Below are 14,152 nucleotides of genomic sequence, written 5' to 3'. Positions count from 1 at the left end.
GTCTCCCCCAAATCGACTAGAATTAAACGATCCCGACACGTCTTTCGTTAAATAAGCGAAGGACGTACCAGCACCTTCACGCCCTTAGGCACATGTGCGGCGATAACGGCACCCGAATCATTATTGATCTTGATCCAGCCTAATCCCGAAATGAACAGATCGCTACGACTTCCCTTGGGAATACGGAACTCATGACGCGTCCACTCCGGCAAGGTCTCAAAATTCTCCCGGCTTGGCGGAGACAACATCTCTCCAGCATGATTTGCGAACAGTTCATCAGCCCGTTCCAGCTTCGTGCGATGAATCGGCAAACGCCCACTGATGAAGCAAGTAAAGGACTGCCGGTCCCCCTGAATAAAGTCAAAACGGCCAAACCCGCCGAAGAAGAGCGTTTGTCCCTCGTTTAATTGGTATACGGCCGGCTTGGGCGTCTTCTCTGGCATAAGCACGGCCAAATCGACCGGGGCTACTAATTCAGTATAGCGCGAAGGATACACGATTCCCGGTGTATCAATAATAGCCCGTCCATCATCAAGCGGAATATGAACCATATCGAGCGTTGTTCCCGGATAACGGGAAACCGTAAGCTCCTGCTCCAAATCGCTATAGTCGCGAATAAGCCGATTGATTAATGTAGATTTGCCCACATTGGTTGCTCCCACAACATACACGTCACGATCTCCACGCCGTCCGGCTATGGCATCCAGCAAGCGGTCAAACCCGCTGTTCTGCTTGGCGCTGCACAGGATAACGTCCTCAACCTTCAGCCCCATATCCTTAGCTTCCTTCTGCACCCAATTGCGCACTTTGTTCCAGTTCGTCACCTTGGGCAACAGGTCCGTCTTGTTGACGGCCAGCAGCACCGGATTACTGCCCACAAACCGCTGCAAGCCAGAAATTAAACTACCTTGAAAATCAAACAGATCGACAATATGAATGACCAGTGCTTCCTTCTGTCCAATCTGTGCGAGCAGACGCAGGAATTCATCCTGCTCCACTGTGACTGATGAGGACTCATTGTAGTTCTTAATCCGGAAACAACGCTGGCAAATCACCGGTTCCTTCGATAACGCCTGCTCCGGGGCAAATCCCGGCTTTCCGGGGTCCTCACTTTGCAGCAAAATGCCACAGCCGCTGCAATGAAGCGCGCGATCCGCGCTCTCTACCTCCGTCATTGCTTGCTTTCCTCCTCCAACCATAATCCTATTTTGCTAAGCCGCCGTTTTACCACTCGTTCCAAGCGACGGTTAATTCTTGTACCCATACCTTCATCTTGCACCGAAATCGGCAATACCAGTACCGTATACAGCCCTTGGCGATTGCCTCCGAACACGTCAGTCATCAACTGGTCGCCGACAACAATCGTCTCTTCCGGCTTCAACCCCATCATACCTACCGCCCGGCGAAAGGCCGCGCCTGAAGGCTTCTTGGCTGCATGCACAAATTCAATATTTAAAGGGCCGGCAAAGACCGAGACCCTGTTCAAATTATTGTTTGATACAATGACGAGTTTAAACCCGTTTTCCTTCACTTTCGCGAACCATTCAATCAATTCCGGAGTTGCGAGCGGCGCCTTGGCTCCGACCAGCGTATTATCGAGGTCGGTAATAATTCCACGGTAACCTTGGGCATATAGCTCTTCCAGATCGATGTCGAATACGCTGTCCACACGCATATCCGGTAAAAATTTCTCGAACAAGTATATTCACCTCAGTTTCATACGACAAACTATACCATAATCTTGACCTGACTTCCTTATATTTTAAAAAAGAAAACGCCTCCCGCGCAAGCGCAAGAGGCGATTGTTCATCGCTTTGTTTCATTACGCCTGCTTAAGCCAGGTAAAGAAGTAAACCGCTGCCAGCCTACGTCTCCGGCAACCTTGACTGCCTGCTTGACCAACGAGCGCGTAGTGAGCCAGTCGCCTGCTGTTACTGTCCCGGAGCTGTAATTAGCCCGTTCAAATTGCTGTAGCAGCAGATCAAGCGTTTCGGCCAGTTGCGGACGTTCCACCTTCCAACGCCCGAAGGCCTCGCGTAGTGTTTCTTCCTTCGTTCGCGTGAAGCCCTGGCGGCCAAGCCGCTTGACCAAACGTAACGTCTCGTAAATCGTCTTCTCTCCCGGCGTTAGTGGTCGACCTAGACGCAAACGCAGCCACAGGAAGTATAGCTCAGAGCGCCATTGATACAGGTTCCAGGCCACCAGCACGCTGATGACGGAGAAGAGCACACGCCTTACAATCTTCGGATCAAACTGAGAAAAGAAGCTCTCTTCCCTGGATACCGCCTGTTCCTCCTCCTCCACTTCCGGAGCCAGCGTTTCCTCGCTTTCCTCAGGAGCCAGCATAATCGGTGCATCAAAGCCCGGGGTTGCCTCAAACGTAATCCAACCATATTCACCAAAATACAGCTCGGCCCAGGAATGGGCGTCCGCGTTGCTAACCTGATAGGAACGTCCCAACTCCGGCGATCGAATCATCATCTCATCGCTTGGCTGGCTACCCGGAGCATAACCTTTGACCCATCGTGCCGGTATTCCCAGCGAGCGGGCCATCATCACCATAGAAGTAGAGTAATAATCGCAATAGCCTTGTTGAATTTCAAATAAGAAACTGTCAACGAAATCATCGCTTTGCTTTCTCGTCAAATCCGGTTTGTTGGTGTATTCAAAGTTCTGGCGCAAATAGACCTGCAGCAAATCCATTTTTTCATAAGGCGTCGTTCCTTCAGCCGTGATTTCTTCAGCGAGATTCCTGACCCGTTCTGGTAAGCTGCCGGGAATCTGCAAGTATTCCTCCACGTCATTCGTGCCCTCCGGAAACAGAGTTTCCAGGCTGGCTGCCTTCAACTCCTCCAGCGGAATGAGCGGGATATTGGCTACCACCTTGTATTTCTGTGGGTAATCCGGCAATTCTCCAGGACTACGGTAGCCGTTCCAGAACATCTCCGCCTCCTGGCTGGCCCATCGCATATTCCCCGCTTCCCGTTCATCCAGCAGTTCTATGCTCTCCATAGCGTACCCACCGAACAACACAGGATAATCCTTCTCGGTACTCATGGTTACGATTTGTTCAACCTGCATCGTCTCCACCTTACCCGGCTGACCATTTACCAGTAACTCGGCATTGGGGCCCCCCTGATAACGTTCGGTATCCCGACTTTCTTCCTCCAGGTCGGCCCAGCCTTTACCGGAATAGATTCGCCGGGTCTCCCCCCGCCAATACGATCTCACCGGCGTCTCAATCGACATCACCGGGTTGTAACTGAACTCAAACCCGTCACCAAGGCTCGTATCGTCGCGGCTATAACCGGAGACAACCTCATTGGGAGCAGAGGAGGATGAACTGCCGCCCCCTGATCCGGACAGAAGGGTTGTGCCATTTCCCGTCCCGCCGCTGCGCTTGATCCACGCCGTATAAGGGTCCGTTAAGGTAGGAGATATCTTGGGCATGCTGATACCAATCAGCAACACGCAGGCAAATACCAGCATGACGTTAACGGCAATCTTCAGTGGCCGTCTACGTAGCTTTTGCCACCCCTGCGGATACTCTAGCTTATATTCATAGAAATGAATACTAACCAGCCAACCTAATCCGGCAAATACCAGCCAGGCTACATTTGACCATAGATGATAGGAAGTAAATGAATCCAAAATGGTGAACGCCAGCAAATGCGCCCCTAGAAGGAATAAAATCCGGCGACGGCTCGTCATGGAGTACAAAATAGCCTCCATTAATAGCCAAGCCGTGAGCGAGAACCAGATATAAGGTGTGAACGTAGCCGCCATATCCCGAAGCTGGTCCGGGAAGAAAGGCCCCTGCGGCTGATAAATCTGGGATTCCATCATCATGACTCGCCAAATCAGGAGGAGCAACGGAACCTTGACTGCCCATTTCCAGGCCGTTCTGAAGGGGAGGACAAGCTCAGCCAAAGCCATTACCACCACGGTAACACTGACCAAGTTGGTCGTTGCGGTCAGCCAGATTGGCTCGGTAAAGTCAACCCATTGGAACGCAATAATTACAACCCAGAGCAAGGATAATAATCGGTAGGAAAAAGATTGCGTGCCCTTCACAGCTTGCTTCATAGCTTGGCACCTCCGATCGCCACCGGAAGTTCGCTAAGGGAGGATACGCTTACTCCGCGAAGTCCCCGTTCCTGCAACACGCCTTGCCAGCCCGAATGGGGTTCCCCGATTTGAATATGATAGGGAATCATTTGCCGGGATTTGGCCCACCGCAGCATGGCCAGGGCCTGGTCATCCGCTAGCGGGGTAATCAGGATGAAGAAGGAGCTGGGCTGGAAGAGTTCCTGGTGCGCTTCCAATTGCTCTTTATGGCGGCCCCGCCCGTCGGCATTGATGTCCACCAGATGATGAAGCATTTGCTGACGCTCCAGATAACCTTCCACTGGCGGAAAAGAGCGAAGTACCTTGCCCATGGTATACATCCCCATGCTGATCCGCTCTCTGGCCCCATATTCCAGTAATGAAGCTGCCGTAGAGACAGCAAGTTCGAACAGCTCGGGCCGCACATAACCGGACGCATGAGCATCCAATACCAGCATGGTCTTCGGTAAGGATTCGTGCTCAAACTCTTTGGATTTCCAAGTACCCGTCTTGGCCGTGGCATTCCAGTGAATCCGGGAGATGCGGTCGCCATAGACGTAATCCCGCACTCCGTTGATTTGCGTGGTTTCCCGGCGCGACAACGTAATTGCCGTTTCCGGGCCAGCCATACGCGAGTTGCGACTATAGAGACCCCAATGGGGAATAAATACCGTCCGGGGCAATATACGAAACTCTCCTTCGGCGTGGAATACGCCGGTATGCTCCATGAGCCCGAAGATATCCTCGGCACTACACAAGGTGCCATTGAAAGTATATTTGCCCCGCTCCAGCGGAGGTGTCTTATAAATCAGTTCTGAACGAACGCGAAATTGGGGAACCACGCTGTCTTCAAACGCCCAGGTATCTCCGTTATGTCGTTGAAGCGATTCCTTGACGATAAAGTAAGGAATCGCAGCGAAGGCCGGAAGCTGAAGATTTAGCCGGACCAGCACTTGATCTCCGGCTTGCAGCAGGCTCCCATGTTCCCCATCCAGCGACAAGCTACGTGTCCCTCTGATTCGCTTTACCCCGCCCAGGCTCCCGAGTAGCCAATAAGCGGCCAGCAACGAGACCATCATGAATAGCATGAGCGAGGTTTTCCCGCCCTGAAATAGTACGTAGAATAAGCAAATCAGCCATACCATAGTCACGACCCAGAACTTGCGTGAGGCCAAGCCTGCCTTGATGCCTTCAGCCAAAGCCCGCATCGTTATCGGCCTACGCTCACCGGCACATGGATCTGCCGCAGAATTTGTTGCAGGACCTCGCTTGCGTTTCGATGACCCAGCCGTGATTCAGGTCTAAGTAAAATTCGGTGCCCCAGCACATAAGGCGCCAAGGTTTTGATATCATCAGGCAATACGTAATCTCGCTCTGCCAGGAACGCATAGGCTTTCACGGCCATCATAAAGGCTAGTGTGGCGCGTGGTGAAGCTCCCAGCAATACATCGGCATGCTCCCTGGTCTGACGAACAATATCCAGCAAATAGTCGGACAAAGCATCGCTAAGATGCACCTGCTGCACCTCACGTTGTATCGCCGCGATCTCTTCCATCGTCGTCACCGACTCTAATTGTTCAACCGGCTGTCCCTGGCTATGAGAGAGCAACATCGCCTTCTCCGTATCCGCATCGGGATAACCAATACCAATCTTCATCATGAAACGGTCAAGCTGTGCTTCCGGCAAGAGATACGTTCCCTCAAAATCAATAGGATTTTGCGTTGCGCACAACATGAAGGGATGAGGAAGGGCGTAGGTTACACCATCAGCGGTTACACTACGCTCCTCCATGACCTCCAGCAAAGCGGACTGCGTCTTGGTCGTGGCACGGTTAATCTCATCAGCCAGCAGAATATGGGTCATGACCGGTCCGGGCCTGAACACGAACCTCTCCTCATGGGGATGGAACACCGATACGCCTGTGATGTCGCTAGGCAAAATATCCGGATTACACTGTATCCGCCGGTAATCACCACGCATGGATTTGGCCAAAGCCCTGATTAGTTGAGTTTTCCCTGTACCCGGCACATCTTCAATTAATACATGCCCTCCGGCTAGCAGCGCGGACAGCAAGAGATTGATTTCAAAAGACTTTCCCAAAATGCAAGATTCCAGATTATTTCTTACGGCGGTCAATATTCGTGTCGATTGCTCATTTACGGGCACGTGTCTTTTCCCTCCCAAATAAACCTGTCTATGTCGGACAGTTGAGGAAATCGTATTGCTCTCTCAACAGTCTGACTATATCTACCTATTTTACATGAAGATAGATAGGGAGTACACTTATGCTCTGTAAATGCGCCAATTTATTTCTAATGATTAGCCCTTCGGCCGGACCACCAGTGCCGCCAGGAAGGAAAAGATGATCGCCGCAGAAATCCCGGCGCTGGTCACATCGAAAATCCCGGTGATGACCCCGATCCACCCGTCGCGCTGCAATTCGGTTAATGCCCCATGCACCAACGAGTTACCAAAGCTCGTAATCGGAACCGTCGCTCCAGCCCCTGCAAATTTGACCAGTGGGTCATACAAGCCCAGTGCATCCAACACCGCACCAGCAACAACCAGCGAGCTCATGGTATGTGCAGGCGTTAACTTTAACACGTCAAACATCAACTGGCCGATCACACAAATCAACCCGCCAACGATAAAAGCCCATACGTAAATCATCAATTGGTTCCCTCCTGTTCAAGTGCTACGGCATGCGCAATGCAAGGAATGCTCTCGCCTTGCTGGTATGACAACGGAGACAGAAGCGCCCCTGTAGCTACTACCAGCACACGGTTAAGCTCCTTGCTCTTAAGCTTCTGTAAAATATGTCCATAGGTGACTACCGCTGAGCAGCCGCAGCCACTCCCGCCGGCGATGACAAAGGGCTGCTTGTCCCGGTCATAGATCATCAGACCGCAATCATCAAAGTGTGTCGATTCCATAGACACACCGTCCCGTCCCAAAATCTCCTTCACAATGGGATGGCCAACCGATGCCAAATCCCCCGTTACGATTAAATCGTAATCCTCGGGCTTTCGCCCCGTATCGCGAAAATGCGATACCAGCGTATCGGCCGCCGCCGGAGCCATGGCTGCCCCCATATTGAACGGGTCCTTCACTCCCAAATCCTGAATTCGCCCAATTGTCGCATGAGTAATGCGTGGACCCGAGCCTTGACGTGCCACTACAGCACAACCCGCACCGGTAATGGTATACTGGGCGGTCGGTGGCTTTTGAGAGCCGTATTCGGTCGGGTAGCGGAATTGCTTCTCCACGGTGCAGTTGTGGCTGGCCGTTCCGGCCATGACATAATTTGCTCCACCCGCATCCGCCAGAAATGCAGCCAGCGCCAAGCTCTCCATCGAGGTTGAGCAGGCCCCAAACACTCCCAGATAAGGTGCCTGGATCTCCCGAGCCGCAAATGTGGCCGTAATGATCTGGTTCATCAGGTCACCGCCAATGAAGAACGACAAGTCCTCCTTATTGATACCGGCATGAACCAGGGCCAGGGATGAGGCATGTTCCAATAGCTTACGTTCGGCCTTCTCCCAGGTCTTCTCGTCAATTTCCAGGTTATCGTATACAAAGTCAAAGGTATTTGACAGCGGTCCGGCTCCTTCCTCTGGACCAACTACTGTAGCGGTCCCGATAATGGCCGGCTTGGTCTTGAACTCCCAGGTTTGTTTGCCCATCAGCATCACTTAATGCACTCCTCCCAAGCCAAAAATAACGTGAATGACACCGATAATAAAAGCGGCCACCACGCCAAAAACAATGACTGATCCCGCCAGTCTGAACATATTCGCCCCTACCCCGAGCACCAACCCTTCGGACCGCGCTTCAATGGCCGCCGAGCACATCGAGTTGGCAAAGCCGGTAACCGGTACAGCCGAACCCGCTCCCGCCCACTGGGCAATCTTGTCGTAGACGCCGAGACAGGTCATAACGACGGAGATCAGGATTAAGACGGCCACGGTGGGACTTGCCGCCTCGCGTGATGTCATGTCCGCGAAGGTCATGAACAACTGTTGAATGCATTGACCAATCAGGCAGATAAAGCCCCCGACCAGGAAAGCCCGCAAACAGTTGCCCCAGATTTTCTTCTTGGGCTGGTGCCGATCCGACACCTGCTTGTACTCTTGCTCCGTTAATGACAAGCGGTTTAGCTTGATACGGGCACCTGATGAATTTTTGCTCTTTGCTGGCAAACGATACCCCTCCTTATTTTCCGATTGAAAACGGTATACTCATCATTATTTGTCATTTGTGGATTTGTTATGTTTGGAAAATGATAAGAACATTAGAAAAGAAAAAAATGAAAACAAAAAAAACCGCCGGAGAATCTCCGGACGGATACATGAACAATGCATGCCATCAGCTTTCCTTTACAAATATTGAAGGATAATGACCAGCAGGATGAACAGAAGACAGATCACGAGCCAATCCTTGGAATATCGCTCCATTATGCATTTGCCTCCCTTAATTCGCCCAGCGAAGTGCTGCTTGATACAGTATATGCGTCCATATATACAGGGTGCCTATCTTGACATGAGCTGAAACATGGACAATCGAAACGAGGTAGTTCATACTTAAGATTATTGTTAAGGTAAAAGGAGAATTAGAGCATGAATAATCAAACACGGGAGTTGTTCAAGCAACTTACCGAATTCCCCGCAGCCCCGGGATTTGAGCGAGAGCTGCGCGCCCTCGTCAAAGAGAAAATGTCCGCCTATACTCAGGAATTTGTCCAGGATCGGCTAGGAGGACTGTTCGGCGTTCTGCGCGGAGATGAACAAGGCCCGAAAGTCATGGTCGCCGGACATTTTGATGAAGTAGGATTCATGACTATCGGAATTAGCGACAACGGAATGATTGCCTTCCAACCCCTCGGTGGTTGGTGGAGCCAGGCTGTACTGGCCCAGCGTCTGCAAATTATTACTCCAAATGGCCCTATCGTAGGTGTAGTCGGCTCCATTCCGACACATCTGCTAGACGAATCGCAACGTAGCAAGCCTGTCGATCTGAAAAGCATGTATCTGGACATCGGCGCAGATAGTCGGGAACAGGCCGAAGCTGCTGGTGTACGACTGGGTCAACAAATCGTACCTATTTGTGAATTCACCCCCCTGGTGAATCCGAAGAAAATCATGGCTAAAGCATGGGATAACCGTTACGGGGTTGGACTGGGCCTGGAATTGCTAGAGGCCGTGCATCAGGACAAACTGCCGAATACGCTTTACGTCGGTGCCAACGTTCAGGAAGAGGTAGGTCTACGCGGGGCGCGCACCGCCGCCAATCTAATTCAGCCAGACATCTTCTTTGCTCTGGATGCCAGTGCAGCCAACGACATGACCGGAGATAAACGTTCCTTCGGAAAGCTTGGTGAAGGCGCTCTACTGCGAATTTTGGACCCGACCATGATTACCCATCGCGGCCTGGTAGAGTATATTCAGGACACCGCAGATACCCATAAGATTAAATACCAATACTTCGTGTCACCTGGAGGAACGGATGCAGGACAAGTACATCTTAGTGGCATCGGTGTCCCTTCCAGTGTAATCGGGATATGCTCCCGCTATATTCACACCTCTACGTCGATCATTCATACGGATGATTATGAAGCCGCCAAGGAGCTGCTCATCCGTCTGGTACGCGGATTGGACCGAACGACATTGAACACGATTTTGGAGAATAGCTGATCGTTGGCTCGTCCAATGAGATTGAAGGGTACACAAAAACAGGCAATTTCGAGGGAGCTATCCCTCGAAATTGCCTGTTTTATCTAGTCTATGATTTGCTGCCTTCCAGAATGACAACACCACGTCCCGGTACGGTTACCGTGCCAGACACCTCAAGGCCTGTCAGTGCGTCCTTCTTCCCGGAGCCTACCTCTACTTCCGCTGCTTCTTCATGATGATTGAGCAGGAACAAGAAGGCTTGATCGTCCTTCACGCGGCGAGCTACTTCTACGCCAGTCGGAGTCTCAAGTAACGGCTGAATCCCTTTTTCTTCGCACAGGTTCTTCAGGAAGCCTTGCAGGAAAGTAGCTTCCGGACTGCTGGCGAGATAATAGGCCCGCCCTTTCCCGAAGGAATTAACGGTTACGCCTGGCATGCCCTTGTAGAAGTCAGAGCCATACTCAGCCAAAACTTCAGCCCCCTCCGCATGGATTAAGTCGCACAGGAGTTCACATTGATATTGACCGGAGAGCTCACCCCAAGCCTGCTTCATCACCAATTGATTGCTTCGTCCTGGCAATAGCGCATCGATTTCCTCCGCCCAGATGCCAAGAACCTTACGTAATTCACCCGGATAACCACCGGTGGTTACCAAATCATTTTCATTGACAATGCCGCTAAAGAACGTGGTCAAGAAGGTGCCACCTCTTTCCACAAACTTCTCCACTTTCTTCGCGAAGCCTGGCTTCACCATATACATGACAGGTGCAATCACGACTTCGTATTTATCAAAATTTTCTTCAACGGAAATCATGTCACTTTCCACGTTCATCTGGAACAAAGCATCATAATATTTATGCACTTCGTTCGCGTAATTAAGAGCTACGCTTGGACCGCTGGACAATTCAATGGCCCATCGGTTCTCCCAATCGTACACGATCCCGATCTTCGCTTCCGTCCGTGCATCCAGCAATTTGTCGCCAAGCTGCTGAAGCTCCTGCCCAAGTTCGGCGACCTCGCGGAAGACTCGGGTATGCTCATGACCCACATGTTCAATGACTGCCCCGTGATATTTCTCGCAAGCTCCGATCGAACGGCGAAGCTGGAAGAAGAGTACCGTATCTGCTCCACGGGCTACCGCCTGGTAACTCCACAAACGCATAACACCTGGACGCTTGAGCGAGTTGTATGGCTGCCAGTTTTGTTGGCTTGGTGTCTGCTCCATTAGCATGAATGGATCGCCACCCTTGAGTCCCCGCATCAAATCATGGGTCATCGCGGTTAAACTTACCGGAGTATCGAGGGAAGGATAGTTATCCCAAGAGACAATATCCAGATGCTTTGCCCACTCAAAGTAATCCAGCTCGGGATACAAGCCCATCAAATTGGTCGTAATCGGAATATTTGGCGTATGCTTCTTGATTTCTTCATATTCCAGCTTATAACAATCCAGTAAAGCCTGCGATTGAAAACGACGGTAATCCAGCGAAATCCCTTGGAAATTCGTACGATTGCCGTTCCATTCCTCACTTAACTCGCTAGGCACCACAATTTCCTCCCAATCATAGAAGGTATGGCCCCAGAAGCGTGTATTCCACACCCGGTTAAGCTCATCCAGCGTCTTGTAGCGTTCCTTCAGCCAGACCCGGAAGCCAGCAGCACAATTATCGCAATAGCAGTAACCACCATATTCATTGGATACATGCCAAATCAGTAGTGCCGGATGGTCCTTGTAGTGTTCGGCCAGCTTGCCCGCCAGCTTGGCTGAATACTTGCGGTACGTTGGGGAGGATGGACAGGAATTATGCCGTCCTCCAAATTTCCGTTTTCTCCCTTGAGTATCCACTCGCAATACATCGGGATGACGGTGCGCCATCCAGGCAGGATGAGCCCCTGTGCTGGTCGCCAGACATACGTGAACTCCACTCTTGTACAAGCGGTCAATAGTTGCATCCAATTGGGTAAAATCATAAGTATCTTCACTCGGCTGATTCAAGGCCCAGGCAAATACGTTCACCGTAGCAACGTCGATGCCCGCCAGCTTGAACATACGTTCATCCTCTTGCCAAGCATCAGGCCCCCATTGCTCCGGATTATAGTCACCGCCGTACCAGATTTTCGGTAATTTATCATTTATCATTCAGGTACACATCCTTTATTTGAGTGTGTATTCAAAAAGTCGAGTTTTCAGGACCAAGAAGGTTGGATGAAGCTAGGGACTGAGGAGCGGAGCGTACGTAGTGGGTACGTGAGTACCTCAAATGTTTCTGCAAGAAACATACTACGTAAGCCTACGCTTGGCCCGGGTGAATTCAAGATTCGATGTCGAATCCACTCCTCGAACAGCTTCGTCTTGGGAAGACGACTTTTTGAACAACCTCTCTAATATAATTATAACCTCATTGTAATTTGTATCATCTCCGCTTTATATATAATATTCACGTTTTGTTATATAATAATATGGACGAAGCAAGGAGGAATACATAAGATGAATCCACGGGCCTTTACCCGTTTTGCATTTTCGCCCGCCGCCACACCCGATCTCCCGCTGCTGATGGAGAGCGTGGGCTATAATCCCCATCAAGAGAAGATTACTCGCCCGGATGGCTATCCTTACTATCATTGGCTGCAAACCGCTGAAGGAGAAGGGCGCATTTCATTTGGCAGTGGCACCGTGCCCTTGCCCCCTGGTAGCGGCATCCTGTTGCCTCCCGGCATGAGCCATGCCTACGAGGCCAAGCGGGGTACAAGCTGGAAGACCTATTATGTAACCTTCGGAGGAGGGGCAGCCGCAGCGATTTTAAATGCATTTGGCATTCAGGAAGCCGCTCTGTTCCGCTGGGAGCCGGAGGCACCCCTGACCCCACTGCTTGCCGAGTTGTTGAATAAGTTGGAGAACACACAGGATTTGTTTGGCCTGGAGACCTCGACAGAGGTGTATCGATTTCTGGGCGTATTAAGCAAGTTTGGCCATGTCAGTAACAGTGCCGTTCCCCGCAATATGGAGAAGCTTGGTCCTCTACTCGCCTGGATGGAGCAGGAATACGGGAATCCCGATATCGGCCTGGATACCATGGCTGACATCATCGGCATGTCCGGCCGACATCTGAGCAAGCTGTTTCAGCAGACATTTGGCATAGCGCCTTATAGCTATCTGACTCAGATGCGTATACATAAGGCGAAGGAGCATCTGGCGAGCGAGCCCGGAGTGACCGTGTCCAGCATCGCCGGAAAGACCGGCTTCCGCGATGCCAGCCACTTTGTAGCCACCTTCCGCAAGCACACAGGCATGACACCGCAACAGTTCCGCAGACTGCATTAGCACAATGTTTCGCATTAGGGTTCAAGGGGGCAGTCCATGAACAAGACAGATCGTTTGTTAGCCATCGTGCTGGAGTTGCAGAGCAGGCAAACGGTACGTGCCGAAGATTTGAGCTTCCAACGGGCTTTGACTTAAGGGAGTATGTCCCTCCAGATGATCGCTACTTGCAAGTCTTCCTTAGATTTAATCTTGATATAGCAGATAAAATCAAGGAATCGAACTATCATTACATAGATGAAATGAATGAGCATCAAGATGGGCTGGATGTGATCTTACGTGTTCGTCATGTGAATGATTCGCTGCAGTGGGTGCTTGGCTGGGGAGCGAACGTCATTGTGCTTAAACCGGAGACATTCCGGAATCGGATTTGCGAGGAAGCCCAAAAACATTTTAAAACGCTACTGACATAACGCTGTCAGTAGCGTTTTTTTATAATGGACAGTGTATACAAGTTGAATTAAAGAAAAGGCAAAACAAGCAAGCGAGAAGATGGATTTCTACCTTATAGGAATTTATTATTCAACTGTCAAACCAATATTGGAAGGATGTTATGTTATGAATTTTACTTCTGTACGCATCATTACTGACGATGTAGATCGTCTAGTTAAGTTCTATGAACAAGTTATGGAGATTTCGGCGGAGCGTCTTGCGCCTGTATTTGCCGAACTCGTTACGCGATCCTGCACCCTTGCAATTGCTCATTCTCAAACGGCGCAGCTATTCGGTGCCGATTCCGTAGTGGCGGCCAATAATCGCACTGTCATTATTGAGCTCCTCGTCGACGATGTCGAGGCCGAATATGTACGGCTGAAGCCAATTGTCGATCATTGGGTAAATGAACCGACCACGATGCCATGGGGTAATCGTTCCATGCTGTTCCGCGATCCTGATGGTAACCTCATCAATCTCTTCCAGCCAGTAACAGAGGATGCGATTAATCGGTTTAAAGACAGACATTAAAGAAATGACGAAATAGAATTTATTAACCATTCCAATTAAACTCAAACAGCGCGCACCCGTGTATCGGTACGCGCTGTTTGCAGATATCCACAT

General features: G+C 50.8%; 13 protein-coding genes. 4 read left to right on the top strand and 9 right to left on the bottom strand.

What is annotated here, in order from left to right; genetic code table 11:
- Positions 1-47 precede the first annotated feature (47 nt).
- The 8 genes from yqeH to spoVAC form a co-directional block, all read right to left on the bottom strand.
- Positions 48-1,175, bottom strand: a complete 1,128-nt coding sequence (gene yqeH / locus AC1VOR_RS07240) for a ribosome biogenesis GTPase YqeH (RefSeq protein WP_482616850.1) — start codon at positions 1,173-1,175, stop codon at positions 48-50.
- A complete protein-coding gene (locus tag AC1VOR_RS07235) occupies positions 1,172-1,699 on the bottom strand; it encodes a YqeG family HAD IIIA-type phosphatase (RefSeq protein WP_059052040.1) in 528 nt (175 codons plus the stop codon). The genes yqeH and AC1VOR_RS07235 overlap by 4 nt, the downstream gene beginning before the upstream one ends.
- A 107-nt stretch (positions 1,700-1,806) precedes the next feature.
- Positions 1,807-4,086 (bottom strand): DUF4129 domain-containing transglutaminase family protein, encoded by a 2,280-nt coding sequence (locus AC1VOR_RS07230; protein ID WP_482616848.1) that lies wholly within the window; start codon positions 4,084-4,086, stop codon positions 1,807-1,809.
- Positions 4,083-5,315, bottom strand: a complete 1,233-nt coding sequence (locus AC1VOR_RS07225) for a DUF58 domain-containing protein (protein WP_482616846.1) — start codon at positions 5,313-5,315, stop codon at positions 4,083-4,085. The genes AC1VOR_RS07230 and AC1VOR_RS07225 overlap by 4 nt, the downstream gene beginning before the upstream one ends.
- A gap of 2 nt (positions 5,316-5,317) precedes the next feature.
- Positions 5,318-6,274, bottom strand: coding sequence for an AAA family ATPase (locus AC1VOR_RS07220; protein WP_059052037.1), 957 nt, complete (start codon positions 6,272-6,274; stop codon positions 5,318-5,320).
- Between the two features lie 153 nt (positions 6,275-6,427).
- Entirely contained in the window at positions 6,428-6,778 is a 351-nt protein-coding gene (gene spoVAE / locus AC1VOR_RS07215; RefSeq protein WP_059052036.1) for a stage V sporulation protein AE, read from the bottom strand.
- Positions 6,778-7,797, bottom strand: coding sequence for a stage V sporulation protein AD (spoVAD, locus tag AC1VOR_RS07210; RefSeq protein WP_482616843.1), 1,020 nt, complete (start codon positions 7,795-7,797; stop codon positions 6,778-6,780). The genes spoVAE and spoVAD overlap by 1 nt, the downstream gene beginning before the upstream one ends.
- Before the next feature lie 3 nt (positions 7,798-7,800).
- Complete coding sequence (gene spoVAC / locus AC1VOR_RS07205; RefSeq protein ID WP_059052035.1) at positions 7,801-8,307, bottom strand: stage V sporulation protein AC; 507 nt, start codon at positions 8,305-8,307, stop codon at positions 7,801-7,803.
- Between the two features lie 417 nt (positions 8,308-8,724).
- Between spoVAC and AC1VOR_RS07200 the strand changes: the two genes are divergently transcribed.
- Entirely contained in the window at positions 8,725-9,798 is a 1,074-nt protein-coding gene (locus AC1VOR_RS07200; protein ID WP_482616841.1) for a M42 family metallopeptidase, read from the top strand.
- A gap of 88 nt (positions 9,799-9,886) precedes the next feature.
- Here the strand turns inward: AC1VOR_RS07200 and AC1VOR_RS07195 are convergent, their stop codons facing one another.
- A complete protein-coding gene (locus AC1VOR_RS07195; protein WP_482616840.1) occupies positions 9,887-11,917 on the bottom strand; it encodes a beta-galactosidase in 2,031 nt (676 codons plus the stop codon).
- A gap of 348 nt (positions 11,918-12,265) precedes the next feature.
- Here AC1VOR_RS07195 and AC1VOR_RS07190 point away from each other — a divergent pair, with 348 nt between their 5' ends.
- The 3 genes from AC1VOR_RS07190 to AC1VOR_RS07180 all read left to right on the top strand — a co-directional run bounded on the left by AC1VOR_RS07190 (position 12,266) and on the right by AC1VOR_RS07180 (position 14,059).
- Positions 12,266-13,099 (top strand): AraC family transcriptional regulator, encoded by an 834-nt coding sequence (locus AC1VOR_RS07190; RefSeq protein ID WP_482616839.1) that lies wholly within the window; start codon positions 12,266-12,268, stop codon positions 13,097-13,099.
- Positions 13,100-13,263: 164 nt separating this feature from the next.
- Positions 13,264-13,509: a WYL domain-containing protein gene (locus AC1VOR_RS07185; protein ID WP_482616837.1), complete on the top strand. Its 246-nt coding sequence runs from the start codon at positions 13,264-13,266 to the stop codon at positions 13,507-13,509.
- A gap of 145 nt (positions 13,510-13,654) precedes the next feature.
- Positions 13,655-14,059, top strand: coding sequence for a VOC family protein (locus AC1VOR_RS07180; RefSeq protein ID WP_482616836.1), 405 nt, complete (start codon positions 13,655-13,657; stop codon positions 14,057-14,059).
- The last annotated feature ends 93 nt before the right edge of the window (positions 14,060-14,152 follow it).

The organism is Paenibacillus sp. 1SOY10, from assembly GCF_056836745.1.
This window is presented reverse-complemented; position numbering and strand designations above follow the sequence as displayed.